Source organism: Nonomuraea thailandensis (assembly GCF_024172165.1).
GTDB classification, from domain to species: Bacteria; Actinomycetota; Actinomycetes; order Streptosporangiales; family Streptosporangiaceae; genus Nonomuraea; species Nonomuraea thailandensis.
In genome coordinates this window covers 8,627,707-8,654,192 of the sequence record NZ_JAMZEB010000002.1, presented here as the reverse complement: position 1 = coordinate 8,654,192, position 26,486 = coordinate 8,627,707, and the positions used below count along the sequence as shown (strand labels likewise).

Genomic DNA, 26,486 nt, shown 5'->3' with positions numbered 1-26,486 from the left:
GCGCTATTCCGAAATAACGCTTTTCTGGGTCACGCCCCTCACGATCAGGCGCGCGCGATGCCGACGCGGGTGAGCCGCGGCACGCTCTCTCCTGCCTTCTTCATCACTCCGTCCTTGACCAGCCGCAGCGGCCTGCCCGCGGGCTTGGGCCCGCCGCCGTGGTCCCCGCCGTTGGTCTGGGCCAGCCGCAGAGCCAGCGCCGGGCACATGTCGACCGCCCGCCGCGCCTCCTTGGCCATGAAGCCCGGGATCTGGCGGAACGACGGGAACCCGTAGTCGTCCAGGTCCACGAACTCGGGCAGCAGGTGCGCGCACAGCCCGTGCCCCTGGCAGCGGGACCAGTCGACCTCCAGCCGGTACTCGGGCTCGGCCTCGCGCTCCGGCATCGGCAGCACCCCGCGCACGGGGCGGCCGCAGGAGCCCTGCTCCAGATGTTGCGCGATCTCGACCTCGAACGCGTCCAGGGCCGACAGCACGAACTTGGCCGTGCCGTCCGGGTGGAAGCACGCCCCGCGCCGCTCGACGCCGCGCACGCAGCGCCGTACCGCGTCGATGGAGCCGGTGCCCTCGACCAGCGCGTACATGGCCTTGGCGATGTCGGGCAGGCCGAGCCGGCACGGACCGCACTGGCCCGCGGACTCCGCCGCGAGGAAGGCGGCGACCCGGGCGGCCTCGCCCAGGGCGCAGGTGGACTCGCCGAGCGGGACGATGATCCCGGCCCCGAGCGTGGCCCCGGCCTGCTTCATGCCCTCGCGGGAGATCACGGCCGTCTCGACGACGCCGGCCGACAGCCACGCGCCGTGGTAGCCGCCGATGAGCACGCCGTCGCCGATCTCCGCCTCGCACAGGCCCAGCACGTCCGACAGGTACGTCCCCGTGGGCGCCTCGATGACCGCGCCGTGGGCCGCGCCGCCGCTGACCGTGAGCAGGATCGTGCCGGGCTCCTTGGCGGTGCCCACCTCGGCGTACTTCTCCGGCCCGTACTCGGCGAGCAGCGCGAACTGCGCGTACGTCTCCGTGTTGGACAGCAGCGTCGGCAGCCCGTCCACGCCGCTCGTCGCGGCCCGCTTCTTCCTGCCCGGCGGGATGCCCTCCTCTCCGTTCACGGCCTTGACCAGCGCGCCGCCCTCGCCGGAGATGAACCGCTCCTTGATCCCGACCACTCTGATCGGGACCCGGCTCTCGGCTCCGCCGGACACGTTGGCCGCGCGGCGCTCGTTCACGGCGGCGGTGACGGACGCCTCGGCGACCTCGCCGCCGGCCGTGGCGACGACCACCTCGCGGGCGCCCAGCGCCTCGGCCGCCAGCACCGCGCCGTCCAGCACGAGGTGCGGGTTGCGGGTGAGCAGCATGGCGTCCTTGGAGCTGGCCGGCTCGCCCTCGGCGCCGTTGACCAGCACGACGCACTCGCCGCCCGAGCGGGCCGCGTCGGCCACGGCGCGCAGCTTGCGGGCGAACGGGAAGGCCGCGCCGCCCCGGCCGCGCATGTCCACCTCGTTGGCGTACGAGATGAGCTCGCCCAGCTCCCTGGGCTCCATGACGCCGTGGAGGGTGCGGTGGGCGGGCAGGTCCAGGCGACGGCAGTGGTCCAGCCCGGCGGTGAGCCGGGCCGGACCCATGCGTAACACCCGTGGCACTCTGGCCGGAATCACAGTCGCTCCTTGGGGGCTGCGAGCAGGATCATCCTGCCTCCCGGTATCTGCGGCGGGCCTCGGCGAGGCTGACGGGTGCCTTGACGGCTGTCGCCGTCGCTCCGGCCGGGACCGGAGTCTTCTGCTTGGCCTGCTGGGGCCGCTCCGACGGCACGCCCAGGGCGGCGGGAGCGGTCACGGCGGGCATGTTGACCTTCTCGGGTACGACCGGCGGCCTGCGCACCGTCGCCAGCACGCGGACGATCAGCGCGCCGCCGACCGCCGCCATGCTGGCCACGTACGACCAGGCCACCCAGCCGGCCGGCGGGCGGCCGGCCGTCAGTCCGTGCATGATCCCGACGGGCCAGGCCAGGTACGCGGCGGAGTGGAGGATCCGCCACAGCCACGGCCTGGTCCGCGTAGCGAACCGCCCCCTGAGCATTCCCGTCACCACGGCCAGGACCATCAGGTCGAAGGCCAGGGTGCCGAGCCCCACGTAGATCCCGGCGACCGGCACGACCGCCGCCCCCGGCGGCACGTGCCCGAGGCTGATCATGAGTGTGATGTGCGTGACCAGGTACGCCAGCCCGATGAGCGCGGTGGCCCGGTGGGCGAGCTGGGCCCTGACCCGGTTGGCCGGTGACAGGAAGACGCGTTCCGTGGTGAGCAGGCCGAGCGCGACGGTCGCGGTCAGCAGCACCAGGGCGAACACGCCCGCGTAGAACTCGAGGAAGCCGACCCCTCGGCCGAGCAGCGCGATCCCGCGTTCCGTCCTGGTCAGCGCGAACACTGACAGCACGAGGGCCGCGATGGAGGCGCTCGCCCCCAGCCGGACGTTCCTGGTGTCCAGCAGAGTGGGGGCGTGCCTGGGGTGTCGTCTGTGGAGCATGTATTTCCCTCCAAGGTCGGGTGAGGGTGCGACTCGGAGAGCTGCGTTGCCCGTGAGGGCGACGACGATCAGATCAGCAACGGCGGCCACGGTTGATGCATGAGACGACGAACTGCATCAGCCGGTCGGGCATCACGTTGGCGAAGTCACCGTGGTCGGTGACGGGGTTGTGCTTCTGCTCAGGGAAGGCGTCCACGGCGTACGAAGGACCTTGCGGCACGTTGTACGCGAGCGTCATGCGTAGCTGCGGAATCGCTCTGGTGCCCTGGGGGCAGGCACCACCCTGGCCGGGGAAGACCACGTGTGTGCGGTGGTTGGCGCTGTCGGTGTTCTGACCGTCCCAGCAGCTGGGGAAGTCCAGAATACGGAGGACCTGGCCGCCGCGCGGGCAAAGCGTGTATTTGTCGGGACTTATGCGATTTTGGAATCCCGAGCAGCTCCAGCCGGCCTTGGCGTTGGCCCCGCCGTTCGTGGCCGCCTTGGCGTCACCCGTGATGATCCGGATGAACCTCGGCATCTCGACCACCCGGGCGGCGGCGTTCCCGCGGAACTGGAGCGTCACGGAGCGCGGACGCAGGACCTGGCCGACGTTGCCGTCGGGGTCGGTGGCGTTCGCGTCGGACCTGCGGTCCCTGAGTACCGGCCAGAAGTAGGTGGACCGGTCGTTCAGCCGGCAGGTCGTCCCGGCCGCGGCCAGGCTCTCGTCGGTGGAGAAGGCGTCCGTCGACAGGTTGCCCACGTAGTCGTGCAGGTGGTGCGCACCGTTGCTCACGCCGGGGGCCACGATGAAGTTGTCGGGGTTGTTGTGGCCGTTGCGGTTGGTGCCGCACTGCGAGACGAACGTGCCACGCGAGCCGTTGCGGCCGGTGCGGGCCTGGTCGTTCACCGGCGCGACCTGGCGGATGTCCACGAAGTCCTCGGGGAACGGGCCCAGGTCGGCGCACTGCTCCTCGGCGCCGCCCGTCCCGGTGGGCGAGGGCGAGGCCGAGCCGGTCGGCGAGGCGCTCGGCGAGGCGGTGGACCCGCCGTCGTCGGGGTTCTGGGTCTGGCTGGGGCTCGGGGTGGGCGTGCGGGTGGGCTGGTTGCCGCCGCGGCGGCGGCCGAAGGTCTCGGCGCTCTGCTCGGGCTCGGCCTCGGGGTTGCCGGCCTCCGGAGCGTCCGGGGCGTCGGTCTCCGGCGGCTGCGCCGGGTCGAGCAGCGCGATGCCGCCGCCCTGGGGGGCCTGCTGCTCGTCGTCGGTCTGGCCGGTGCCCTGCTGGTCGGTCTGCTGGTCCTGTTGCTGTCCCTGCTGGTTCTGATCCTGTTGCTGACCCTGGTCCTGTTGCTGTCCCTGGTCCTGGTTCTGGTCCTGCTGCTGGCCCTGGTCCTGGTTCTGATCCGGCTGCTGGGTCTGGCTCGCCTGAGGTGACTGGGTGGCCTCCGCCGGATCGCAGTGGTCGGCCAGAACCGGGCCGACGCCGATGACGGCCGCGGACACCAGGCCGCTCGCCACCACCGCGAGGGTGGTCACGGCCGCGGCCATGCGTCTGGATCTCATGATGTGTGTCTCCTCTTTTCAACCGCCAGTGCGACGGGTGGAGCGGGTGAGGGCGTCGGGGGTTCGGGCAACTGGTTGTGGTCGACCAGGCGGGTGGACTCCAGATAGCCCATGTGGCGCATCACGTAGTTGATGCCTTCCTGGGCGAACTTCCTGATCTCGGAGTTGCGCGTCCCGGACCGTACGCCCGCCACGACGGTGAAGACCTTGCCGTGCGCGGCACGCAGCAGGTTCGCGAAGTCCTTGTCGAAGGCCGGCCCGCTTTCGGCCGCGAGCTGGGCCATCCAGCTCTGCTGGTCGGCGTTGGGCTCGTCGGGCAGCGCCACGCCGAGCTTCTTCGCAACCTGGCGCGTGATCAGGTCGAGCTCCATGTGCTCTTCCATGATCAATTTGCCGACTTCCTTCACACGCTGGGACTCGGCGCGGGTCTGGGCGTACTCACCGACGGGCATCTCCCAGAGGCCCGCCTGGCGTACCTTGACCAGCAGATCGCGGTCGGCGGCCGTGAGAGGCCCCGATGAGGTCTGCGTCCACTGGGCGGCCGCGGGATCGATCGCCGGCGGCATGACCAGCGCGATCGTCACGGCGGCGGCTACGACGAAGCCGCCGAGCATGAACATCTCGCCGCGCAAAAGCCTGTGCATGGTCGGAGGTACGCGGGCGTCTCGGTCCAGGTTCACGCATGGCCGGGAATAGTTAGAAATGACTGGAGTTATCGGAGTGGCTACCGCTTGGATAACGAAGGTGTAAAGATGTGCCCCGTGCTAGGTCACCTCGACGGCAGGTTCGAGAGTGCGGATGCCGAGGCGGAGCACCGCATCGCGGTGCTTTACCAGGAGTTCGGCGGCCCTCTGCTGCGCCACGTACGCAAATCAACAGGTAACGACCTTCAGTGGGCTGAAGACGTCGTGCAGGAGACGATCGTCAGGGCCTGGCGGAACTCGGCAAGACTGCAATGGGAACCGAGCCTCATATGGGCGTGGCTGCTGACAGTGGCCCGTCGCATAGTCATTGACGGTCGTCGGCGGAAGAGCGTCCGGCCCCAAGAGGTCGAGCCGCCTGAAGTCGACATGATGTCGGTGCCCGATGGATCGGAGCGCGCCTTATCGGCGATGGTCGTCGCGGACGCGCTGCGGTCCCTGTCCGAAGAACACCGCGAAGTCATTGAGCAGACCTACCTCCGAGACCGTACGATAAGTGAAGCGGCGGAGATTCTGGGGATCCCGCCGGGCACGGTGAAGTCCCGGCTCTACTACGGGATCCGGGCTCTCCGTGAGCTACTGCGGGACAAGGGGGTAGCCGGCTGATGCATGACGGGGTGGCCGCCTACGTCCTCGGCGTCCTCGATGATGAGGAGCACGAGGCCTTCGAACGCCACCTCGACACGTGTGAGCAGTGCCAGGCGGAGCTGATTGAGCTCGCCGAGCTGCCGGAGCAGCTCGATGAGCTCAAGAACGATCCCTCCTCGACTTCCGGTGACGATCCGCCCATGACGATGTCACGTTGACGTCTGTCCCCTTTTCGGGTGGTATCGGTAGGCAAGGCGTTACGCCCGGCCCCGCGCGGCCGGGCGGTCAGGGGGAGGTGTTCGGTGGGCATCGACGGTGATGCTTCCGGTCCCCCGCGCCGTCAGTTCGGCGAGGAAGGCGGTCGGCTGTCGTACGGCGGCTACCTTCGCCTGCCCGAGCTCCTCGCCCAGCAGCAGCCGCAGTCGCAGGCTCCCGACGAGCTGCTCTTCATCACCATCCACCAGGTCTACGAGCTGTGGTTCAAGCTGCTGCTCCACGAGCTGGAAGGCGCCCGCGAGGCCATGTTCGCGGGAGAGCTGTGGAAGGCCAGGCAGCTGTTCAAGCGCGTGCACGCGGTCGAGCGGGTGCTGATCGAGCAGGTCGAGGTCCTGGAGACGATGACGCCCCAGGACTTCATGGAGTTCCGCGCCAAGCTGGCGCCCGCCAGCGGGTTCCAGTCGGTGCAGTTCCGCGAGCTGGAGTTCCTGTCCGGGCTGCGCGACGAGCGCTATCTCGGCTCGTTCCGGCACGTCTCCGACGAGGAGCTGGCCCGGCTGCGCCGCAGGCTCGCCGAGCCCACGCTGTGGGATGCTTACCTGACAGCCCTCTCCCAGCGTGGCCTGCCGGTCTCGGACGACGAGATCATGACTTCGCTGCTGGCCGTGGCGAGAAACCGCGGGTCCTACGACGACCTGTGGCAACTGGCCGAAGACCTCCTGACGCACGACGAGACCGCCGCGTTGTGGCGGATGCGCCATGTCCAGATGGTCGAACGCCAGATCGGCACCAAGTCGGGCACAGGCGGCTCGACCGGTGCCCCCTACCTGCGCGGTAGGGCACGCCTGCACTACTTCCCACTGCTGTGGGAACTTAGGGCCTGGCTATGAACACGTTGGCAAACCCTCACAAAGGAGTGAGAGCGATATGCCGCTCGACGAGGCCAAGGATGAGCTGCTCCAGCGAGCCGCCGAGAGTTGCGCGGTGGGCAGTGACCATGTGAGCCCCGAGGAGGCACTGTCCTTCCTGCGGTTCTACTATCGGCATGTCGCCCCGGAGGACCTGCTCGACCGCAACCCCGTTGACGTGTACGGTCCCGCGATGTCCCAGAGACGGCTCGCCGAGCTCCGCCCCCAGGGCAGGGCCGTGGTCAGGGCCTACACCCCCACGCTGGACGAGCACGGCTGGGACCCCGGCCACTCGGTGGTCGAGGTGGTCACCGACGACATGCCGTTCCTGGTCGACTCGGTCACCATGGAGCTCGACCGGCACGACTTCGGCGTGCACCTGGTGGTCCACCCGCAGATGCGGGTGCGCCGTGACATGACGGGCCGGATGCTCGGCCGCGGCCAGGAGGACGTGACCGGCCAGATGCTGGTCGAGTCGTGGATCCACATCGAGATCGACCGCCAGTCCGACGACGAGGCGCTCAAGGCCATCGAGGCCGACCTGCAGCGCGTGCTCACCGACGTGCGCCACTCGGTCGAGGACTTCAGGAAGATGCGGGCGCTGGCCGTCCAGACCGCCGAAGACCTGAGCATGAACCCGCCGCCGCTGGAGCCCGCCGAGGTCGAGGACAGTATCGACCTGCTGCGCTGGCTCGCCGACGGGCACTTCACCTTCCTCGGCTACCGCGAGTACCGCCTGGAGGACACCGACGAGGGCGAGACGCTGCGCGCGCTGCCCGGGGCCGCGCTGGGCATCCTGCGCGACGACAAGGTGGGCTCGGGGAGCTTCGCGTCGCTGCCCGCCGAGGTGCGGGCCAAGGCGCGCGAGAAGCAGCTCATGATCATCACGAAGGCCAACTCCAGGGCCACCGTGCACCGGGCCACCTACCTCGACTACATCGGCGTCAAGCTGTTCTCTCCGGAGGGCGAGGTGGTCGGGGAGCGGCGCTTCCTCGGCCTGTTCACCCACGTGGCCTACAACGAGTCGATCTCCCGCATCCCGGTGCTGCGGCGCAAGCTGGCCGGCGTGCTGAACGAGGCCGGGCTGGCCCCCGACAGCCACGACGGCAAGGACCTCATCGAGATCCTGGAGACGTTCCCGCGCGACGAGCTGTTCCAGACCTCGGTCGAGCAGCTCCTGCCGATCGCGATGGGCGTGCTGCGGCTGCGCGAGCGCAAGCAGGTCAAGCTGTTCCTGCGGCGCGACGACTACGGCCGCTACATCTCCTGCCTGATCTATCTCCCGCGCGACCGCTACACCACGAAGGTGCGGCTGAAGATGCAGGAGGTGCTGCTCAAGGCGCTCGGCGGCCGGTCGCTCGACTACAGCGCGATGATCGGCGAGTCGGTGCTGGCCCGCCTGCACGTGGTCGTCAGGGGCGAGCGCGGCCGGCAGCTCCCGCCGCCCAGCGTGGACGTGGAGGAGCTGGAGGCGCGCCTGGCCGCCCTCACCCGCTCCTGGGAGGACGACCTGGCCACCGCGCTGACCGAGATGACCTCCGAGGAGGAGGCCCCCACGCTCATCAGGCGCTACGCCTCCGCCTTCCCCGAGGGGTACAAGGCCGACTTCCCGCCCAAGGTGGCCGTGGTCGACCTGCGGCGGCTGGAGCAGATCGTCGAGGCGGGCGACGGCGAGCAGGTCGGGATCAACCTCTACGAGCCGTACGACGCCGCGGAGGGGGAGCGGCGGCTGAAGATCTACAAGGTCGGCTCGCCCATCTCGCTGTCCCAGGCGCTGCCGCTGATCCAGCGGCTCGGCGTGGAGGTCGTGGACGAGCGCCCGTACGAGATCGACCGCGACAACGACCCCAGCACCAAGAACGCCTGGATCTACGACTTCGGCCTGCGCTACACGCCGTCGGACGAGGTCGACAGGAACGACTTCAAGCGGCTCTTCCAGGACGGCCTGGCCGCCCTGTGGAAGGGCCGGGTGCAGGACGACGACTTCAACGCGCTGATCCTGCGGGCCGGGCTGACCTGGGAGCAGGTGGAGATCCTGCGGGTCTACGCCAAGTACCTGCGGCAGGCGGGCAGCACCTTCTCGCAGCTCTACATGGAGCGGGTGCTGCGCGACAACGTGCGGGTGGCGCGGCTGCTCGTCCGGCTGTTCGAGGCCAAGCTCGATCCGCGGCGGGGCGAGGACGTGCGGGTGGACCTCGTGGAGGCGCTCAACGAGGAGATCCTGCGGTCGCTGGACGAGGTGGCCTCGCTGGACGAGGACCGCATTCTCCGGGCGTACCTGGAGATGATTCAGGCGACATTGCGCACCAACTACTTCCAAACAGTGGATGGAGAGCGCAAACCGTACATATCTCTCAAATTCGACCCGCAGGCCATCAGCGTGTTGCCGTTGCCGCGGCCGAAGTACGAGATATTCGTGTATTCGCCGCGGGTCGAGGGCGTGCATCTGCGCTTCGGGAAAGTCGCGCGCGGCGGGTTGCGGTGGTCGGACCGGATGGAGGACTTCCGCACGGAGATTCTCGGCCTCGTCAAGGCGCAGATGGTGAAAAATACCGTTATTGTGCCGACTGGGTCCAAGGGCGGATTTGTCGTTAAGCGTCCGCCTAAGTCTGGTTTGCGGGAGGATCTGCTCGCCGAAGGCGTGGCCTGCTACCGGATGTTCATCTCCGGGCTGCTCGACATCACCGACAACCTCGTGGACGGCAAGGTCGTGCCCCCGCCCGACGTGGTCAGGCACGACGGCGACGACACCTACCTCGTCGTCGCCGCCGACAAGGGGACCGCCACCTTCTCCGACATCGCCAACAGCGTGGCCAAGGAGTACGGCTTCTGGCTCGGCGACGCCTTCGCCTCCGGCGGCTCCATCGGCTACGACCACAAGGCCATGGGCATCACCGCCCGCGGCGCCTGGGAGTCGGTCAAGTACCACTTCCGCACCATGGGCGTGGACGTCCAGACCACCGACTTCACCGTGGCCGGCATCGGCGACATGTCGGGCGACGTGTTCGGCAACGGCATGCTGCTGTCGCAGCACATCCGGCTGATCGCCGCGTTCGACCACCGCCACGTCTTCGTGGACCCCTCGCCCGACGCGGCCCGCTCCTTCGCCGAGCGGCGGCGGCTGTTCGAGCTGCCGCGCAGCTCGTGGGAGGACTACGACGCCAAGCTGATCTCCGCGGGCGGCGGCGTCTTCCCGCGCACGGCCAAGTCCATCCAGATCACGCCCCAGATGCGCGAGGCGCTCGGTATCCCGTCCGGCGTCGCCTCCATGGCGCCGAACGACCTCATCAGCGCCATCCTGCGGGCCCCGGTGGACCTGCTCTGGAACGGCGGCATCGGCACCTACGTCAAGGCGAGCGCCGAGTCCCACACCGACGTGGGCGACAAGGCCAACGACGGGCTCCGGGTGAACGCCGCCGACCTGCGCTGCAAGGTCATCGGCGAGGGCGGCAACCTGGGCTTCACGCAGCTCGCCCGGATCGAGTTCGCCCTCAACGGCGGCCTGGTCAACACCGACTTCATCGACAACTCGGCCGGCGTGGACACCTCCGACCACGAGGTGAACATCAAGATCCTGCTCGACCAGGTCGTCCGCGACGGCGAGCTGACCGACAAGCAGCGCAACCAGGTCTTCACCTCGATGACCGACGAGGTGGCCGACCTCGTGCTGCGCGACAACCACGCCCAGAACGTGGTCCTCGACGCCGCCCGCACGCAGGCGGTCGAGATGCTCCACATCCACGCCCGCTACCTGCGCAAGCTGGAGCGGGAGGGGCTGGTCAACCGGGAGCTGGAGTTCCTGCCGTCGGACAAGACGCTGGCCGAGCGGCGCCAGGCCAGGCTGGGGCTGACCGCGCCCGAGTTCTCCGTGCTGCTCGCCTACACCAAGCTGGTGGCCGACGCCGAGCTGCTCGGGTCCGACCTGCCCGACGACCCGTACCTGGCCTCGTGGCTGGTCTCCTACTTCCCGTCGGCGCTGCGCGAGCGGTTCCGCACGTACATGGACGAGCACCCGCTGCGGCGCGAGATCATCACCACCTGCGTGGTGAACGAGCTGATCAACTCGGCGGGCACCACCTTCATGTTCCGCTTCGGCGAGGAGACCGGCGCCTCGACGCCCGACATCGTGCGGGCGTACCTGGTCGCGCGGGAGGTCTTCGACCTGCCCAGCTTCTACCGGGCCGTGGAGGCGCTGAACAACCAGGTCGACACCGGCACGCAGATCGCCATGCTGCTGGAGGCCCGCAAGCTGGTCGAGCGCGGCGCCCGGTGGCTGCTGGTCAACCGCCGGCCGCCGCTGGACCTGGCCGGGTCCGTGAGCTTCTTCGTCAAGGGGGTCAACGGGCTGCTCGCCCACATCCCGAAGCTGCTCACCGGGCCCGACCTGGCGGCCTACGAGGAGCGGCGCGACTCGTTCGCGGCCCGCGGCGTGCCGCTGGAGCTGGCCGAGCGGGTGGCCGGGATGGTGCCGGCGTACTCGACGCTGGACCTGGTGGAGATCTCGTCGCTGACGGGGCGGCCGGTCAACGAGGTCGCCGAGGTCTACTTCGACCTGGCCGACCGGCTGCAGCTCGCCCGGCTGCGGGAGCGGGTCATCGCGCTGCCCAGGGACAACCGGTGGAACTCCATCGCCCGCTCCGCGCTGCGCGACGACCTGTACGCCGCGCACGCCTCGCTCACCCGTGACGTGCTGGCCCACAGCAAGCCGGGGCTGCCTCCGGAGGAGCGGCTGGCGCGGTGGTCGGAGGCGAACTCCGCGGCGGTCTCCCGGGCCCGCCAGACGCTGTCGGAGATCTGGGAGAGCGACAACTTCGACCTCGCCACGCTCTCCGTCGCGCTGCGCGCGATCCGCACGCTCGTCGCCGCCAGCAACCTCCCCCACACGGAGGCCTGACCTCACGAGCCGCCGGGGCCGGCCGACGGCCCGCCCCGGCGGGCCCGCGCCGTAGGGCGGCTACTGCCCGGAGGCCCGCGTCAGCACGCCGTCGTGGGCGATCACGGACGCGGCGGACGGGTTGGTGAGGGGCGGGACGGCGGTGGCGTACTGGTGGGTCTCGGTCAGCTTGAGCGTGCGGCGCAACACCGGCGCGCTGATCGCCCACCGGGCCTGCTCCGGCACCGGGATGTAGTCGTCCTCGGCCGTCTTCGTCGTCGTGGACGTGGTGCGGGACAGGGAGTACTGGATCAGCGCCCCGCCGTCCTTGGTGCGCAGGGCGTAGACGGGGAAGTTGTCGGCGCTGAAGATCGAGTCGTAGCTGAAGCCCTCGTTCTTGGCCTGCTCCCGGCTGGCGGCGATCTGCTCGGCGACGTCCGTGGTGAGCGGGCCGGCCCCGAGCAGGCCCGCCGTGACCCCGGCCGTGCCCGTCTCGGCCACGCTGGCGTGCACCGGGCCGATGAACTGCGGGCTGATCGTGACCGACTTGTCATCGGCGGCCACCACGGAGGCGTAGCCCTCGGCGTCGAGCGCGATCTCCGGGAGCTCCTGCCCCGGCAGGAGCTCGGCCGCGGAGCTGAGGCGCCAGTGGTCGGACTTGGTGAAGGTCAGCAGCGTCTGCCGGCCGTCGCGCGTCACCAGCGCGCTGAACCAGGGCGCCCGCTCACTGCGGGGGAACCTGGGCACGTACAGCGTCGGCGCGCCCCACTGGCGGCGCGGCGGCCTGGAGCCGGTGGACACGTAGGCGGCCTGGGTGATCTGCCACTGCCCGCCCGTCGTGATGTCGCTCGCCATCGTCAGCCTGCCCTCGAAGGTGCTCTCCCAGGTCGAGCCGCGCAGCGAGTCGTCGGTGAGGGTGAAGGCGGTGAACTCCTCGGCCGCCTGCGCCGGTGTCACCGCGGGCTCCTCGGCGGCGGGCGACGGGGTCGTGGTGACCGCGGCCGCGGGCGTGGTGGCAGGCCGCGGGGCATCGCCCGTGCAGGCGGTCACCCCGGCGAGCAGGCCGGCGGCGAGCGCCAGCATTCCACGCCGACCGTATGCACGCACCTCGCCATGTTATTCGGGCCCGCGAGGGTCGCGTACCCTTGGGAGACGTGGCAGGCATCGATCCGGCAGAAGAGATCAACGAGCTCCGGGGCACGCTCCGCAGCATCCAGGACGTGCTCGACCTCGACGCGATGCGCAAGCAGATCGCGGAGCTGGAGCAGCAGGTTGCCGCGCCCGACCTCTGGGACGACCCTGAGCAGGCCCAGAAGGTCACCAGCAAGCTCTCCCACCTCCAGGGCGAGCTCAACCGCGTGGAGGGCGTCGCGCGCCGTCTGGAGGACCTCACGGTCCTGTACGAGCTGGCGGCCGAGGAAGGCGACGACGACACGCGCGCCGAGGCCGACAAGGAGCTGGAGGGGCTGAAGGCCGACATCGGCGCCCTGGAGGTCCGCACGCTCCTGTCGGGCGAGTACGACGCCCGCGAGGCGCTCGTCACCATCAACTCGCAGGCCGGCGGCGTCGACGCGGCCGACTGGGCCGAGATGCTGCTGCGCATGTACCTGCGCTACGCCGAGCGCAAGGGCTACGCCACCGAGGTCTACGACACCTCCTACGCGGAGGAGGCCGGCATCAAGTCGGCCACGTTCACGATCAAGGCCCCCTACGCCTACGGCACGCTGCGCGGCGAGCACGGCACCCACCGGCTGGTCCGCATCAGCCCGTTCGACAACCAGGGGCGGCGGCAGACCTCGTTCGCCGGCGTCGACATCGTGCCGGTCGTCGAGCAGACCGACCACATCGACATCAACGAGGACGAGATCCGCGTCGACGTCTACCGCTCCAGCGGCCCCGGCGGCCAGGGCGTCAACACCACCGACTCGGCCGTGCGCATCACGCACCTGCCGTCCGGCATCGTGGTCTCCTGCCAGAACGAGCGCTCCCAGCTCCAGAACCGCGCGACGGCCATGAACGTCCTTCAGGCCAAGCTCCTGGAGCGCAAGCGGCAGGAGGAGGCGGAGAAGATGTCGGAGCTGCGCGGCGCCACGACCACGTCGTGGGGCACGCAGATCCGCAACTACGTGCTGCACCCGTACCAGATCGTGAAGGACCTGCGCACGGGCACGGAGGCGGGCAACCCGTCAGCGGTGCTCGACGGCGACCTCGACGAGTTCATCGAGTCGGAGATCCGCTGGATGCGGCGCCAGGAGTCGGGCGCCGAGTAGGTGCCGAGCAGGTCAGGTGCCGAGCAGGTGCTGGGCCGCGAGGCTCAGCAGCAGCAGGGCGACGAGGAGCAGGGCGACGAGGGCGGGTGACAACCCGGCGAAGCCGTGGTTGTGCATCCGCTCCCTGTTGGCGCGGCAGACGGGGCAGCGCCCCTCGACCACGGGGTGAGCGCACTGGGCGCATACGAGGTGTTCACAACTCATGACAGCCCCAAGTCTAGCCGCACAATCGTTTTGTTTCCGTTATGGACGTTCCATGCCAGTCTTCCCCCTAGACTGTCGTCTGGCCAATCGGAACGTCGATCATCAGTAAAGTCAACGCCCCCGATCGGCCGGTGGCGGGAAGTGGGCATGTGCCACCCTCGCTTCCGTCCTGACCCCTAGACTGGCATGCCGTGATGCTCTCGTGATCCATTTCGATAATGTCACCAAGGTCTACGCGAACCAGAACCGGCCCGCCCTCGACCACGTATCCGTTGACGTGGACAAGGGTGAGTTCGTGTTCCTCGTCGGTCCCTCGGGATCAGGCAAGTCGACGTTCCTGCGTCTGATCCTGAAGGAGGAGCGGCCCAACTCCGGCGCGATCCACGTCGCCGGCAAGGACCTGGCCCGCCTCTCCAACTTCAAGGTGCCGCACCTGCGCCGCCGCATCGGCTGCGTCTTCCAGGACTTCAGGCTGCTCCCGAACAAGAACGTCTACGAGAACGTGGCGTTCGCCCTCGAGGTCATCGGTAAGCCCCGGCGGTTCATCCGCAAGGTGGTGCCCGAGGTCGTCGAGCTGGTCGGCCTGGAGGGCAAGGCCCACCGCATGCCCGACGAGCTGTCCGGCGGCGAGCAGCAACGCGTCGCCATGGCCCGCGCGTTCGTCAACAGGCCGATGATCCTGCTGGCCGACGAGCCCACGGGCAACATCGACCCCGCGACGAGCATCGGCATCATGAAGGTGCTCGACCGCATCAACAGGACTGGCACCACGGTCGTCATGGCCACGCACGACGCGGCCATCGTCGACTCCATGCGCAAGCGTGTCGTGGAGCTGGAGGACGGCAAGATCGTCCGTGACCAGTCGCGTGGCGTGTACGGCCAGGCGTACTGACAGGGAGCTGCAGACAAGACATGCGGGCGAATTTCATCTTCTCCGAGGTCTGGATCGGCCTCCGTCGCAACCTGACCATGACGATCGCCGTGGTGATCACCGTGGCGGTCAGCATGGCGCTGCTCGGCGTCGGCCTGATGATCAACAGTCAGGTCGGGCTGATGAAGGGCTACTGGGACGACAAGGTCGAAATCTCGGTCTTCCTCTGTAAGAAGGGGACGGCCATGCCGGCCTGCAACGGCAAGGCGATCTCGCCCGCGCAGACCAAGGCGCTCCAGGAGCACATCAACAACACCCCCGGCGTCAAGGGAGTGGTGTTCGAGGACGAGGCCGCCGCGTACGAGAACTTCAAGCAGTCGTTCTCGTCCAACAAGGCCCTCGTCGACGCGACCAAGGTCGAGGACCTGCCCCAGTCGTTCAGGATCAGCCTGGAGAACCCCGACAACTACCAGCCCGTCATCGACGCCATGAAGGGCCAGCCCGGCGTGGCGCAGGTGATGGACCAGAAACAGCTCATCGCCCCGTTCTTCAACCTGCTCAACACGCTGGCGTTCGCCGCTCTGTCGGTGGCCGTCGTCCTGGTGCTGGCGGCCGCCCTGCTGATCGGCAACACGGTGCGGCTGTCGGCGTTCAACCGGCGCAGGGAGACGGGCATCATGCGGCTGGTCGGCGCCTCCAACCTCTACATCCAGCTTCCGTTCGTCATGGAGGGCGTCATCGCCGGCCTGGTCGGCGGGGTGTTCGCCGCGGTCATCCTGATCCTGGCGAAGGTGTTCCTGTTCGACGAGGTCGTCAACTTCTTCGGCACCGGGCTCGGCTGGAACGACCTGGCTCAGACGATCACGCTCACCATGGTCATCGGTGTCGTGATCTGTATCCTGGCCTCGTTCGTGACGCTGCGCCGCTACCTCAGGGTGTAGCGAGTGCGCTTGGGTCGTGACCGCCCCGGTCGCCGGTAAAGTCGAAGCATGCCACGTGAGACCGGGCGGAAGGTCATCGCCCAGAACAAACGTGCTCGGCACGACTACCACGTCGAGGACACTTTCGAGGCGGGTCTCGTGCTGCAGGGCACCGAGGTGAAGTCGCTACGCGAGGGCCGCGCCTCGCTCGTCGACGGCTACGCCAGCATCGACGGCAACGAAGCGTGGCTGCTCAACGTCCACATTCCCGAATACTCGCAGGGCACGTGGACCAACCACGCGGCGCGCCGCAAGCGCAAGCTGCTGCTGCACCGCAAGGAGATCGAGAAGCTCGCCGCCAAGACGAAGGAGGGCGGGCTCACGATCGTGCCGCTGACGCTCTACTTCAAGGACGGCAGGGCCAAGGTCGAGATCGCCGTGGCCCGGGGCAAGAAAGACTGGGACAAGCGGCAGGCGCTGGCGGAGCAGCAGGCCAAGCGGGAGATGGCCCGGGCACTGCGGCAGCGCAACCGATGAGAGTGTGACACCGCAACCGATGAGACGCGCCCGCCGCACCCTGGCCGCGACCGTCACCCTGGCGGTCGCGAGCACGACGCTGACCGGCTGCTTCGAGGAGCCGTCACCGCACGACGCGGTGCGTGACTTCCTCGTGGGCTGGCAGACGGAGGACTACGAGCTGGCCGCCGGCCGCACCGACGGTGACGTGGCGACGGTGCGCAAGGCTCTGGCCGACGCCAAGCTGGAGCTCGACGCGGCCTCGTTCCGCTTCAAGATCAAGAGCATCAGCATGACCGGCGACGAATCCAAGGCCGACTTCCACGCCGAGGTCGACCTGGGGGAGAACAACCCCCTGTGGGGCTACGAAGGCGTGCTGCCGCTGCACCTGGTCGACGGCTCCTGGAAGGTGCGCTGGTCACCCTCGGTGCTGCATCCGGAGCTCAAGGAGGGGCAGCGCTTCGCGGTCGACACCCAGCCCAGGCCGCGTCAGCCGATCGTCGACAGGGCGGGTGACCCGCTCCAGAGCGACACCCTGCTCTACGTCGCGGGCGTCTACCCCAACCAGCTCGGCGGCCGGGCGGAAGAGGTGGTCACCAAGCTGGCGGAGGTCACCGGCTACGCCCAGGACCGGCTGCTGAGCCGGGTCAGGTCCTCTCCTCCGGAGAAGTTCGTCCAGCTCGTGACGTTCGGGCGCTCGCGTTACCAGTCGTTGCAGTCGAAGCTGGAGGCCATCGACGGGATCAAGGTCGAGCCGCAGAAGCAGCCCGTCGATCCCGACGCGCCCCGCCAGCTCGTGGGCAATGTCAGCGCGCTCACGCCCGAGACGGAGCAGAAGCTCGGCGGCCCGCAGCGGGCCGGTGACTCGGTGGGCAGGAACGGCCTGCAGCAGGCCTACCAGAACTACCTGACGGGCTCCACCGAGACCAAGGTGATCACCCTCGACCTCAAGACCGGCCGCCAGGTCGCCGAGCTCGAAGGGTGGCCGGGCCGGCAGAACGTCTCGGTCAAGACCACGATCGACCGGGCCACGCAGGCCGCGGCCGAGCAGGCGGTGGCCGACACCGGGACGAGCGCGCTGGTGGCGGTGCAGCGCGACACCGGCGAGATCCTCGCCGTCAGCACCAAGGGCCTGCACCAGGAGCGCGACGCGCTGGCCGGCAAGTTCCCGGCCGGCACGGCGTTCTCGATCGTGGCGGCCGACGCGTTGCTGAAGAAGGGCGTGAGCACCAAGCAGAAGCTGGCCTGCCCGCAGGAGCGCACCGTGGGCGGGGCCAAGTTCGTGCACGCCGGGCAGGCCGCGGGCGTCACGACGTCGGCCACCTTCCAGGAGAACTTCGCCAAGGGCTGCGTGACCGCGCTGGCCTCGCTGGCCCGCCGCGTCACGGCCGACGACCTGCAGCGCAGCGCGAAGGCGTTCGGCGTGGGGCAGCCGTGGCGGCTGCCGCTCAAGTCGTTCAGCGGGACGCTGCCGGAGCTGTCCAGCGACGCCGACAAGGCCAAGGCCATCGCGGGCCAGAACGTCGAGATGAGCCCGCTCAGCATGGCCCTGGTGGCCGCGGCGGTGGGCTCGGGCACGTGGCGGCCGCCGGTGCTGGTCACCGACCCGAAGTCGCCCGACCCGTCGGCCGAGGCGAAGCCGGTCGTCCAGCCTGCCCCGGTGCCGATGGACGCCAAGGTCCGCACCGCGCTGATGACCATGATGCGGGCCGGCGCGGCCGGCACGCCCGCCCAGGCGGGCAAGGGCCGCGTCTACGGCGTCCGGGCGTCGGCGGCCGACCAGCAGGGCTGGTTCGTCGGCTGGCAGGGCGACGTGGCCATCGCGGTGCTGACCAAGAACTACGACGCGGCGGCCGTGGCGGGCAGCTTCTTCGCGGGCCTGCGCAACCCGTCGTGAAATTGTCGCGACGCTGAGCAACCATCCGGGCACCCGATTGCGTCTTACTCAATGACTGGGCCCGCTCGGGGGGTTGCGGTTCCAGTCGCCGTGATGAGATCAGGACTTCATCTCGGGGGAAGTCCTGCCGTCCGGACCGGCTCGACCCTGCCGGTCGGCCCCCGGGAGCGCGCGCCGTTGTGCCACGCTCCCGGGGGTTTCGGCATGTGCGGCTGCACCTGGAATTAAGTTGGCGTTGAGGGTGTTGTCCCCTGTAGATTCATCAATGCGCGGGCCTCGTCCCGACGGGGCGCGTGTTGAAAACTGCACAGGGGGTGACTGGCTTCGACTTTGACCTTGCAAGCCAGGTGAAGCGGGCCGAGGACTGCGGACATAACCTCGTTAATCCTGTGACCGCAAACAACAAGTGCCAATTCCAAGAGCACTGTGGCTGCCAGGTCTGACCTGGCGCTCGCTGCCTAAGTAGCGAAACCACTGTCAGCCCGGGAGTGCCTTCGGCCCGGTGTCTGGCATCGTCAGAAGGCTCAACCGATCAACCCGGCCACGGGGGCGATCGGGAAACCAAACAGTGGCTGAGCCCGTCGGCGACTCGCCTGCGTGATCGCCGGGGCTGAGAAAAACACAGCAGGCTGCGCCCGGAGAAGCCCTGACTTGGGGTTGAAGGACGCGGGTTCGATTCCCGCCACCTCCACCACTTCAGACCGCCTCTTACCTGCGGAAACACCGCAGGTAGGGGCGGTTTTGGCGTTCCCGGGCCCTTGTCGGCGGGGAACCTCCGGTGAACCGTGGGCGAACTCTCAAGATCGACACCGGGGTGGCGCCACGCCTTCTGCTTGGATCTCCTTGGCCGAAATTTGCCATCGAGCATGACCGAAAGTGGAGGGGCCCATGGCGACCTCGGACGAGGCCGACTTCCTGGACCGGTTCGCCGAGCTGCGGGAGGTCGAGGCGGCGGCCAACGGCCTGGTCAAGGTGACGGTCGACGGCACCAGCGATCTGGTGGAGCTGGTGATCGACCCCAGGGCGATGCGGCTGCCGTCCGAAGAGCTGGCCGCCGCGATCAAGGAGGCGTTCGGGCGGGCCCGCACCGCCGCCCAGGACCGCGCGATGCAGGCCGTCCCCGACGTCCTGCGGCAGGAGACGCCGGAGCTGACCGCCCTGCTGAAGGACATCGAGGCCGACGCCCGCGGCAACATGAACGAGATCCTGCTGGCCGCCGGCGAGCTGACCGCGCGGCTGGACCGGCTGATGCGGCAGGGCACGCAGCGATGAACGAGAACGGCGACGGGATCCAGGTCGTCTACGGCAGCCGGGCCGTGTCCGCAGGCAGGCTCAGGGAGCAGGCGGACGAGCTGGAGCAGGCGCTGGGCGGCGCCCTGGGCCGGGCCGATCACGCGGGCGGCGCCGGAGCGGCGCCCGAGCGGCCGGGGGCGCAGTTCGACGTCGAGTTCGCCGGGCTGACCGAGCTGGTGCGCAACGCGTTCGGGGCCACGGCGGAGACGCTGCGCGGCCACGCCGCGAAGGCCGAGCTGTCGGAGCGGAACTACACCCATGCCGAGCAGGCCGGCGTCGAGCCGGCCGAGCGCGTACGGACCGGGCTGGAGGACCGGTGAGCTGGGAGATGCCGCCCGGGCTGCGGGTGGTGCACGGTCTGGTCGCGTCCGACGCCCCGTGGCCGCGCGCCGACGAGACGCAGCGCCTCGACGGGGCCGGCTCGTGGATGGACCTCGCCTCCGCCTCGCAGGGCGGCCGGGCGGAGTCGGCCTCGGCTGTCTCCCAGGTGAGGGCGTCCGGCAACTACGGCGGCGACGTCTCCGTCTTCGAGAGCTCCTGGAGCGGCACGGACGAGCGGATGGGCGACGGGGCCCTGGCCAACGCCCTGGTCGGCACCGGGACGACCGCGGTCGTGGTGCTTCGCACCGTGTGGAAGTACGTCGTCGTGATCGCCCTCCTCGCCCTGCTGGTGGCCGTCATCCGGTCCTTCGCCCTGGGCCCGGCGCTGGGCGCGCTCTTCACCAGGATCCGGACCATGGGCACGCGCAAGGCGCTCCAGGCCACCCTCGCCCAGATCGAGCGGAACATCGGCGGGAACGCGGTCGCCGCCCTGCGGCTCGCGAAGGGCATCTTCGGCCGCCTCATGATCGTGCCCGGCCTCCAGACGGCCCTGGTGGCGGCCAACACGCTCTCCCTCGACCCCTTCGACGACAACGCGCAGGCCCGCGAGGCGGCCGAGCACGTGCTGAACCAGACGCCCGCGGGACGGGAGGCGCTCGCGTACGCCAGGGAACACGGCATCACGACCCTGTACCAGAACGGGCCGAACGAGTACGGGTCGGGCTACAACCGGAACCTGAAAGTCATCCACATCGGCGGCGCCGGCTGGTCCACCCCCGAGGCCATGGCGGGGGAGTTCGTCCGGCAGGTCGAGATCGCCAAGAGCCGCTGGACCCCGAGCCCCCTCGGGACGGACCTGGGCGAGTACGCCGAGGCGCGCGGCCGGGAGGAGGAGGCGGCCAACCGGGCGGCGTACCGCATGGGCAGCCAGCTCGGCCACGAGGAGGACGCCCGCCAGACCTACGGCGAGGACGGCTTCAAGAGCCACGGCGCCGACTACGGGGACCTGGCCCAGGAGCACGACGAAGGGCTGGAGCAGGCCATACTCAACGGCCCGTTCAAGCTGTTCAACTGACACCCCGGCCCCCGCCGGGGTGCGCGGGGTCACGAGCCGGAGGCGTGGGTGGCGGAGAAGGCGCTGTCTCTCGGACGCCGACGCCGGGATAGACGACCTGCCACTCACCGGGGAGCCCGTGTTCGGGCCGGCGACCGAGTTGTAGTCGTGACCGTTGAGCGATCGGTTGCCCGCTCTGAGTTACAAATCTGCCACTCTGTCACCAATCATTGCTCTACGTGTGCTTAGGTGTTGCTTTGACAATTCCTGTGTTCTAGGTGGGGTTCAAGCGTGTCAAGGTACGACTGGCGCCATTCGGCGTTCGCGCCACTGGTGGGGTTGCTGGTGTCCGGGGTGCTGCTGGTGGCGGGCGCGGTGGGGGCGCTGTTGCGGCTCGTGGGCGCGACGACGGCCCCGGCGGCGGCCGAGCTAGTGGTCACTCTCGTCATCGCGGTGTTCCTGACCACCGTGCTGAGGATCGTCAGGGCGGTGCCCGACATCCGGCGCGAGAGCGCCGCGACGGCGCGGGCGGTGGCGAGCATCGGTTCGGTGAAGCTGGGCGAGGAGACGCTGGTGGCGCGGCGGCTCAAGCTGTTCAAGGAGGCGGCCGAGGCCGGCAGCGACTGCGAGGCCGTGCTCAGCGCCCGCTCCGCGCTGGACGAGAGCGAGATGGCCAACCGGCATCACCTCGACCACGCGCTCATCTGGGCGCTGCCGGTCTTCGGGTTCATCGGCACCGCGCTGACCATGGCGGCGATGGTGAGCTCGTTCGGCAACGCGCTGGACGGGCGGGGCGACCCCGGCGTGCTGATCGCCGCGCTCAAGCAGTTCGTGCTGCCCGAGCTGGCCTCCGCGTTCGGCGTCACGATGATCGCGCTGTTCCTCAGCGTGCTCGCGTTCGGCGCGATGGCCCTGGTCGAGCGGGCCGAGCGGGCCAACGTCGGAGCGGCGGACGAGGTGTTCCTGATCTACCTCGCCCGCCTGCCCGGCAAGGAGGCGGGGCCCGGCCTGGCGGGGCTCACCCGCGAGCTGGCCCAGGTGCAGGGGCTGACCAGGGAGCTTTCCCACATGCAGGGCCTCACGCAGGAGCTGGCCCACTCGCGGGGCAGGACCGAGGAGCTGGTGAAGGGCCTGGACGCGCTGCGCACCGCGGTGGACCGGCTGGCCGCCGCCGAGAGCCGGCCGCAGAAGTACACGCTGGTGAGGGAGCAGTGAGGAAGCGGGCTCCGAGGTCGTTCGCGCCGCCGCTCGACCTGCGCTTCATCGACCTGTTCATGGCCATCGTGCTGGCGCTGTCGTTCGTGGCGATCATGCTGACCGTGGTGACGCGGATGTTGCCGACGCAGGACTCCGCGCCGCCCGCCCGGCAGCAGCAGAGCGTGGCCCAGCTCGAACGCCGGCTCGCCGCCGCCGAGCAGGCCAGGCGGGAGGCCGAGGCGGAGCTGCGCACGACGCGGGACCAGATCTCCGAGCAGACCGCCTTCGCCCTGCCGTGGTGGCTGATCGGCCTCTGCGCGCTGCTGGGCGTGCTGGCCGTGTTCATGAACTGGCGGGTGCGGCTGTGGAACAAGGGCAGCCTGCCGCCGCTGTGGAGCTGGGGGCTGGTCACGCTCGTGGTGGCCGTGGTCACGGTGGTGATCAGGTCGCTGAGCGACGGCCAGGGATACCTGCTGCTGGCCGAGATCCCGTGGTGGGCCGCCGACGTCCTCTGCCTGGGGCTGTTGCTGGTCGCGCACGTGCTGATCTCGGACATCCGGGATCGGCAGGCCACGCTGGGGCGGATCAAGGCACAGAGCCGATAATTCAGGCGAACGTCACTCCTGTCACACTTTTCCCGCATACCGTGACACGCGTCTCGATCATCCCTCGATAGGAGATGCGATGTTGCGTCGAACCCTGGGCGTGCTGGCCGCCGCCGGCGCGCTGCTGCTGACGGCCGTCCCTGCCTCGGCGACGGCCGTCCAGCCCCTGCCCCGCGCCCACGCGCACAACGACTACGAGCACGAGCGCCCCCTCCTGGACGCCCTCGACCACGGGTTCACCAGCGTCGAGGCCGACATCTACCTGGTGGACGGCGAGCTGCGCGTCGGGCACGACCCCGAGGACCTGCGGCCAGGACGCACGCTGCAGTCGCTCTACCTGGACCCGCTGGCCGAGCGCGTCCGCCACGGCAGCGTCTACCCGCGCAGCCGCCAGCAGCTCCAGCTCCTGGTGGACATCAAGAACAACGGCGCCGCCACCTACACCGAGCTGGACAGGGTGCTCAAGAGCTACCGCAAGATGCTCACCGGCTACCACAAGGGCAGGGTCAAGCCCGGCGCGGTCACCGTGGTGATCAGCGGCGACCGGCCGCGCGACCTCATGGCCGCCCAGGAGCGGCGCTACGCCTTCTACGACGGCCGCATGGCCGACCTCGGCCAGGGCGACCCGGCCCTGATCCCGCTGATCAGCGACAACTGGACGAACCACTTCACCTGGACCGGCGTGGGCGAGATGCCCGCCGCCGAGCGGGACAAGCTGCGCCAGATCGTGGCCACCGCCCACCGCGACGGGCAGCGGGTGCGCTTCTGGGCCACGCCCGACACGGCGGGGCCGGCCAGGGACGCGCTCTGGCGGGAGCTGGTCGCCGCGGACGTCGACCACATCAACACCGACGACCTGGCCGGGCTGGAGGCGTTCCTGCGCGCCGACGACGGCCGGCGCGAAGCGGCTTAGATCCCTTCGCGCCCGCCGCGAACCCCCGGTAGGGTCCGGAACCAGACTGGCCGCGGGACTCCGGTACGACTTCCGGAATCCGCCTGTACAGCGATACTTTCGCAGCTCGTGCCTCCATTCCCCGGCCAGTCGACGACCTCCGGGGGAGCCGATGGAGACCTACGCCGACCTGATCGAGTGCGAGGACGTGCTGCTCTTCGCGAACGCGGCGATCACCTCGACCGGCCAGCGCGAGTTCCACAGCGCGGCCGGCGAGCAGCGGCTCTCCCTCGCCTTCCTGCACAGCTACATCCACGGCAACTATCCCGGCCTGTACGCCGCCACGCTCGCGCTCGACATCAACGACCACAACGCCGCCCTGATCATCGCCAACCTGCTGCGGCGCAAGGGCGGCCACGAGGGCGACGCGCGGCTGATCGCGTGGCGGCTGGGCCGGATGAGCCCGCCCCGCGTCTACCGGCTCTTCCAGGAGCTGCGCCGCGCGGGCGTGAACAACCGGCGCACCCGCGCGCTCGTCCGCGACTGGCTCGCCGCCCGGCCCGACCTGGCCTTCGACGCGGTCAAGTACCGCTCGGCGGTGAAGTCGGCCGTGCGGCACGCGCACCTGCGGCCTGAGGGCGAGCTGGGCGACTTCCTGTTCGCGCCGTTCAGCCGCGCCCGGTACGACACGCCCATCCTGGAGACGTGGCGGCGGGCGCACTACGACAAGAACGCCCTGTACGACCTGCCGTACACGGTCGCCGAGGGCTTCGCCGCCCGCCACGGCATCGCCCGCGCCGTCTTCCTGGAGCGGGTCGCGCCCCGGCTGACCAGGCTGGAGCGGCTGCGGCTGAGCGGGGCGGCCGAGCGCGACGGCGTGCGCACCGAGGCGGATCTGGCCGCGATGCCGCTGGTCAGGCTGGCCTCGTACGTGCTGTCGCCGGCCGCAGACGTGCGGACGCGGCGGCGTGCCGAGCTGGTCGCGGCGCTGCGCGCCTCGGCGGCGCGGGCGGCGGGCGCGCGGGCCGGCACGTGGGGCAGCGTGGCGGCGGTGCTGGACGACAGCTTCTCCTCCTTCGGCTCGCCGGTGAAGCGCCGCCGGCCACTGGCGGTCGCGCTGGCCTGCCACTACCTGCTGGAGGCGCTGGCGGGCTCGTACCGCGCGCTGTGGCTCTCGCGCCGCTCCGACCCGCTCCAGGTGCGCCCGTCCGGGCCCACGCCGCTGGGGCGGCGGATCATCGACGCCCTCGAAGGTCGGCCCCGCCTGCTCGTCATCGTCTCCGACGGCTGGGACAACGCGCCGCCGGGGCTGGCGAGCGAGGTGCTGCGCGTCTGGCGGCGCAAGCTCGACCCGGCGGGCGAGGTGGGGATCGTGCACCTGAACCCGGTCTTCGACGCCGAGCGGTTCGAGGTGCGCCGGCTGGCTCCGGTCGTGCCGACGGCCGGCGTCCGCGACGCCGAGGACCTGCCGGCGCTGGTGGAGCTGGCCAGGTTCGCGGAAGGACGGACGGGGCTCGCGGAGCTGCGGGCGTACCTGGAGGATCGGGCGGCGCGACGATGATCGACCTGGACGGCCTGGAGACGCGGCCCGCGCAGACCTGGGGCGCCATGCGGCTGGTGCCGCTCGTGCGCCGCGAGCCCATCGAGGACCTGCGGCTGCACGCCAAGGTGTACGGCGACGAGGCGAGCGTGGTGTTCCTGCCGGACCGCACGCTCTACACCGCGTACGTGCCGCACGCCTTCGTCGCGTCCTGGACCGATGACGGCACCCCGGCGGCGGCGTACGGCACGCAGCTCGGGCAGCCGCTGCGGCACGTGTGCGTCCGGGCGCGGCGCAGGATGGCCCGCCGGGTGGACGCCGGCCGGCTCCGGTTCCTGCCGTTGCACCTGGCCATGGAGGGCTTCCTCGCGCTGCACTTCGGCGGCCCCGAGATCGCGTGGGAGGAGTGGTCGCGCCAGGCGCTCGCGCACGGCCTGTCACCGCGGGCCGAGGACGCCTACACGGGGGCGGAGGTGCGCGGGCTGGACGACGCGCTCAAGGTCTTCGAGATCTACCCGGGGCAGTGCGGGCTGCTGCTGTACGCGGGGGACACGCTGGCCAGCGCGTTCGTGGTGCCGCATCCGGAGGACCACCGGGCGCTGCACCCGACCCTCATCCGCGACCTGTACGGCGAGCTGATCTACGAGTACGCCCTCTTCTTCCCTGCCAGGGACTTCCGCGCGGCGATCGACGAGAGCGCGGTCACCGGCCTGGCCGGCCTGCGGGCCGAGGCCGAGCGGGTCGAGCGCGAATGGGCGGGCTTCCACGACTCGGTCATGGCGGCCGGGCTGCTGGGCGCCCCCGCGCGGGTGGAGGAGGTCCACCGGATGGGCCGGTACACGCTGAGCCGCTTCCTGCCCTCGTTCGAGCGCAAGAGCGAGAACCACATCGGCGAGACGATCACCGATGAGGACGGGCGGCCGGCCTACCTGAAGACGTTCAGGCTGTCGGAGGCGCAGTGCCGGCGCGGCCACCTGCTGAGCGAGCTGGCCGCGCACGGCTGGAACCTGGCCGGCACCGCCGCCGCGCTCGGGATCAGCGTGCCCGCGCTGGGAGCGCGGCTGGAGCGGTCGGGGTTCGGGCACCTGCTGCGGCAGGACGTCATGGACGCCTTCCGCAAGCAGCTCAATGAGCGCACCCGGCGTACTCGTCGAGGCGGCGCAGCATCGCCACCAGCATGAGCGGGAACATCACCACGTGCGAGACCAGCATCAGCCCGCCGGCGTCCATGACCCCAGTCCACAGCAGGGGGAAGAGCGGGACGGCGGGCGCGAACATGATCGCGCACATCTCCAGCGTCGGCGCCCAGCCGTGGCCGCGGAACCGCATCCACGCCGCCATGCCGATCGACATGTTCAGCGCCATCGACAGGTACCACAGCTCCGGCTGCTCGGCGTGGGAGACGCCGAGGCCGACGGCTGACTGCAGCATGCCGAGCGCGAACATCCCGACGAACATCGCGATGATCATTTCGACGTAGTGGAGGGCGAACCTGCCCCAGCGGCGCCCGGTCTTGGGAGGTGTCGTCGTCGTCATGCCCCGACTGTCGCCGGTACGGGCCGC

General features: G+C 70.0%; 24 protein-coding genes and 1 other RNA gene. 18 read left to right on the top strand and 7 right to left on the bottom strand.

What is annotated here, in order from left to right:
- Positions 1-44: 44 nt before the first annotated feature.
- The 4 genes from HD597_RS43475 to HD597_RS43460 all read right to left on the bottom strand — a co-directional run bounded on the left by HD597_RS43475 (position 45) and on the right by HD597_RS43460 (position 4,689).
- Positions 45-1,619, bottom strand: a complete 1,575-nt coding sequence (locus tag HD597_RS43475) for an NADH-quinone oxidoreductase subunit NuoF family protein (RefSeq protein ID WP_253751546.1) — start codon at positions 1,617-1,619, stop codon at positions 45-47.
- A 61-nt stretch (positions 1,620-1,680) separates the two neighbouring features.
- A complete protein-coding gene (locus tag HD597_RS43470) occupies positions 1,681-2,520 on the bottom strand; it encodes a ferric reductase-like transmembrane domain-containing protein (RefSeq protein WP_253751543.1) in 840 nt (279 codons plus the stop codon).
- Positions 2,521-2,593: 73 nt separating this feature from the next.
- The gene (locus tag HD597_RS43465) at positions 2,594-4,057 is read right to left on the bottom strand and encodes a DUF1996 domain-containing protein (RefSeq protein ID WP_253751540.1); all 1,464 of its coding nucleotides are present in this window, start codon (positions 4,055-4,057) and stop codon (positions 2,594-2,596) included.
- Entirely contained in the window at positions 4,054-4,689 is a 636-nt protein-coding gene (locus tag HD597_RS43460; protein WP_253751537.1) for a DUF4142 domain-containing protein, read from the bottom strand. Before HD597_RS43460 ends, HD597_RS43465 begins: the two co-directional genes overlap by 4 nt.
- A gap of 129 nt (positions 4,690-4,818) precedes the next feature.
- Here HD597_RS43460 and HD597_RS43455 point away from each other — a divergent pair, with 129 nt between their 5' ends.
- The 4 genes from HD597_RS43455 (at position 4,819) to HD597_RS43440 (ending at position 11,364) form a co-directional block, all read left to right on the top strand.
- Positions 4,819-5,364, top strand: coding sequence for a sigma-70 family RNA polymerase sigma factor (locus tag HD597_RS43455; RefSeq protein WP_080047242.1), 546 nt, complete (start codon positions 4,819-4,821; stop codon positions 5,362-5,364).
- The gene (locus HD597_RS43450) at positions 5,364-5,564 is read left to right on the top strand and encodes a zf-HC2 domain-containing protein (protein ID WP_253751535.1); all 201 of its coding nucleotides are present in this window, start codon (positions 5,364-5,366) and stop codon (positions 5,562-5,564) included. The genes HD597_RS43455 and HD597_RS43450 overlap by 1 nt, the downstream gene beginning before the upstream one ends.
- A gap of 84 nt (positions 5,565-5,648) precedes the next feature.
- Positions 5,649-6,452, top strand: a complete 804-nt coding sequence (locus HD597_RS43445) for a tryptophan 2,3-dioxygenase (RefSeq protein WP_253751532.1) — start codon at positions 5,649-5,651, stop codon at positions 6,450-6,452.
- 37 nt (positions 6,453-6,489) lie between these two features.
- Positions 6,490-11,364, top strand: a complete 4,875-nt coding sequence (locus tag HD597_RS43440; protein ID WP_253751529.1) for an NAD-glutamate dehydrogenase — start codon at positions 6,490-6,492, stop codon at positions 11,362-11,364.
- Between the two features lie 60 nt (positions 11,365-11,424).
- Here HD597_RS43440 and HD597_RS43435 read toward each other — a convergent pair whose 3' ends face one another.
- On the bottom strand, positions 11,425-12,450 hold the full coding sequence (locus HD597_RS43435) for a DUF8094 domain-containing protein (RefSeq protein ID WP_253751525.1): 1,026 nt from the start codon (positions 12,448-12,450) through the stop codon (positions 11,425-11,427).
- A 47-nt stretch (positions 12,451-12,497) separates the two neighbouring features.
- Here HD597_RS43435 and prfB point away from each other — a divergent pair, with 47 nt between their 5' ends.
- Positions 12,498-13,613, top strand: coding sequence for a peptide chain release factor 2 (gene prfB / locus HD597_RS43430; protein ID WP_253751522.1), 1,116 nt, complete (start codon positions 12,498-12,500; stop codon positions 13,611-13,613).
- Positions 13,614-13,625: 12 nt separating this feature from the next.
- Here prfB and HD597_RS43425 read toward each other — a convergent pair whose 3' ends face one another.
- Entirely contained in the window at positions 13,626-13,817 is a 192-nt protein-coding gene (locus HD597_RS43425; protein WP_253751519.1) for a hypothetical protein, read from the bottom strand.
- 202 nt (positions 13,818-14,019) lie between these two features.
- On the opposite strand from HD597_RS43425, the gene ftsE reads away from it, so the two are divergent.
- The 13 genes from ftsE to HD597_RS43360 all read left to right on the top strand — a co-directional run bounded on the left by ftsE (position 14,020) and on the right by HD597_RS43360 (position 26,104).
- On the top strand, positions 14,020-14,709 hold the full coding sequence (ftsE, locus tag HD597_RS43420; protein ID WP_043620538.1) for a cell division ATP-binding protein FtsE: 690 nt from the start codon (positions 14,020-14,022) through the stop codon (positions 14,707-14,709).
- Between the two features lie 20 nt (positions 14,710-14,729).
- Positions 14,730-15,629, top strand: coding sequence for a permease-like cell division protein FtsX (ftsX, locus tag HD597_RS43415; RefSeq protein ID WP_253751516.1), 900 nt, complete (start codon positions 14,730-14,732; stop codon positions 15,627-15,629).
- 48 nt (positions 15,630-15,677) lie between these two features.
- Positions 15,678-16,145 carry an SsrA-binding protein SmpB gene (gene smpB, locus HD597_RS43410; protein WP_253751513.1) on the top strand — a complete coding sequence of 156 codons (468 nt, stop codon included), beginning with the start codon at positions 15,678-15,680 and terminating at the stop codon, positions 16,143-16,145.
- Positions 16,146-16,164: 19 nt separating this feature from the next.
- Positions 16,165-18,021 (top strand): penicillin-binding transpeptidase domain-containing protein, encoded by a 1,857-nt coding sequence (locus HD597_RS43405; RefSeq protein ID WP_253751510.1) that lies wholly within the window; start codon positions 16,165-16,167, stop codon positions 18,019-18,021.
- Between the two features lie 310 nt (positions 18,022-18,331).
- Positions 18,332-18,715: a transfer-messenger RNA gene (gene ssrA, locus HD597_RS43400) on the top strand.
- A 194-nt stretch (positions 18,716-18,909) separates the two neighbouring features.
- The gene (locus HD597_RS43395) at positions 18,910-19,293 is read left to right on the top strand and encodes a YbaB/EbfC family nucleoid-associated protein (protein WP_253751507.1); all 384 of its coding nucleotides are present in this window, start codon (positions 18,910-18,912) and stop codon (positions 19,291-19,293) included.
- Positions 19,290-19,634: a hypothetical protein gene (locus tag HD597_RS43390; protein WP_253751504.1), complete on the top strand. Its 345-nt coding sequence runs from the start codon at positions 19,290-19,292 to the stop codon at positions 19,632-19,634. Before HD597_RS43395 ends, HD597_RS43390 begins: the two co-directional genes overlap by 4 nt.
- A complete protein-coding gene (locus HD597_RS43385) occupies positions 19,631-20,710 on the top strand; it encodes a hypothetical protein (protein ID WP_253751500.1) in 1,080 nt (359 codons plus the stop codon). Before HD597_RS43390 ends, HD597_RS43385 begins: the two co-directional genes overlap by 4 nt.
- A gap of 270 nt (positions 20,711-20,980) precedes the next feature.
- Positions 20,981-21,904 carry a hypothetical protein gene (locus HD597_RS43380; protein WP_253751497.1) on the top strand — a complete coding sequence of 308 codons (924 nt, stop codon included), beginning with the start codon at positions 20,981-20,983 and terminating at the stop codon, positions 21,902-21,904.
- Positions 21,901-22,491 carry a hypothetical protein gene (locus HD597_RS43375; RefSeq protein ID WP_253751495.1) on the top strand — a complete coding sequence of 197 codons (591 nt, stop codon included), beginning with the start codon at positions 21,901-21,903 and terminating at the stop codon, positions 22,489-22,491. The genes HD597_RS43380 and HD597_RS43375 overlap by 4 nt, the downstream gene beginning before the upstream one ends.
- A gap of 79 nt (positions 22,492-22,570) precedes the next feature.
- Positions 22,571-23,404 (top strand): phosphatidylinositol-specific phospholipase C/glycerophosphodiester phosphodiesterase family protein, encoded by an 834-nt coding sequence (locus HD597_RS43370; protein WP_253751492.1) that lies wholly within the window; start codon positions 22,571-22,573, stop codon positions 23,402-23,404.
- 151 nt (positions 23,405-23,555) lie between these two features.
- Positions 23,556-24,944 (top strand): hypothetical protein, encoded by a 1,389-nt coding sequence (locus HD597_RS43365; protein WP_253751488.1) that lies wholly within the window; start codon positions 23,556-23,558, stop codon positions 24,942-24,944.
- Positions 24,941-26,104: an ARPP-2 domain-containing protein gene (locus HD597_RS43360; RefSeq protein ID WP_253751485.1), complete on the top strand. Its 1,164-nt coding sequence runs from the start codon at positions 24,941-24,943 to the stop codon at positions 26,102-26,104. Before HD597_RS43365 ends, HD597_RS43360 begins: the two co-directional genes overlap by 4 nt.
- Here HD597_RS43360 and HD597_RS43355 read toward each other — a convergent pair.
- Entirely contained in the window at positions 26,049-26,459 is a 411-nt protein-coding gene (locus HD597_RS43355) for a hypothetical protein (protein ID WP_253751482.1), read from the bottom strand. The genes HD597_RS43360 and HD597_RS43355 overlap by 56 nt on opposite strands.
- Positions 26,460-26,486: the final 27 nt, after the last annotated feature.

What these genes read in the sequence shown, in the direction of transcription:
- HD597_RS43405 (WP_253751510.1), top strand. Translation starts at nt 16,165, where the DNA reads ATGAGACGCGCCCGCCGCACCCTGGCCGCGACCGTCACCCTGGCGGTC.
- HD597_RS43470 (WP_253751543.1), bottom strand. Translation starts at nt 2,520, where the DNA reads ATGCTCCACAGACGACACCCCAGGCACGCCCCCACTCTGCTGGACACC.
- HD597_RS43440 (WP_253751529.1), top strand. Translation starts at nt 6,490, where the DNA reads ATGCCGCTCGACGAGGCCAAGGATGAGCTGCTCCAGCGAGCCGCCGAG.
- HD597_RS43390 (WP_253751504.1), top strand. Translation starts at nt 19,290, where the DNA reads ATGAACGAGAACGGCGACGGGATCCAGGTCGTCTACGGCAGCCGGGCC.
- HD597_RS43465 (WP_253751540.1), bottom strand. Translation starts at nt 4,057, where the DNA reads ATGAGATCCAGACGCATGGCCGCGGCCGTGACCACCCTCGCGGTGGTG.
- HD597_RS43360 (WP_253751485.1), top strand. Translation starts at nt 24,941, where the DNA reads ATGATCGACCTGGACGGCCTGGAGACGCGGCCCGCGCAGACCTGGGGC.
- ftsX (WP_253751516.1), top strand. Translation starts at nt 14,730, where the DNA reads ATGCGGGCGAATTTCATCTTCTCCGAGGTCTGGATCGGCCTCCGTCGC.
- HD597_RS43370 (WP_253751492.1), top strand. Translation starts at nt 22,571, where the DNA reads ATGTTGCGTCGAACCCTGGGCGTGCTGGCCGCCGCCGGCGCGCTGCTG.
- HD597_RS43365 (WP_253751488.1), top strand. Translation starts at nt 23,556, where the DNA reads ATGGAGACCTACGCCGACCTGATCGAGTGCGAGGACGTGCTGCTCTTC.
- HD597_RS43355 (WP_253751482.1), bottom strand. Translation starts at nt 26,459, where the DNA reads ATGACGACGACGACACCTCCCAAGACCGGGCGCCGCTGGGGCAGGTTC.
- smpB (WP_253751513.1), top strand. Translation starts at nt 15,678, where the DNA reads ATGCCACGTGAGACCGGGCGGAAGGTCATCGCCCAGAACAAACGTGCT.
- HD597_RS43425 (WP_253751519.1), bottom strand. Translation starts at nt 13,817, where the DNA reads ATGAGTTGTGAACACCTCGTATGCGCCCAGTGCGCTCACCCCGTGGTC.
- HD597_RS43395 (WP_253751507.1), top strand. Translation starts at nt 18,910, where the DNA reads ATGGCGACCTCGGACGAGGCCGACTTCCTGGACCGGTTCGCCGAGCTG.
- HD597_RS43450 (WP_253751535.1), top strand. Translation starts at nt 5,364, where the DNA reads ATGCATGACGGGGTGGCCGCCTACGTCCTCGGCGTCCTCGATGATGAG.
- HD597_RS43475 (WP_253751546.1), bottom strand. Translation starts at nt 1,619, where the DNA reads ATGGGTCCGGCCCGGCTCACCGCCGGGCTGGACCACTGCCGTCGCCTG.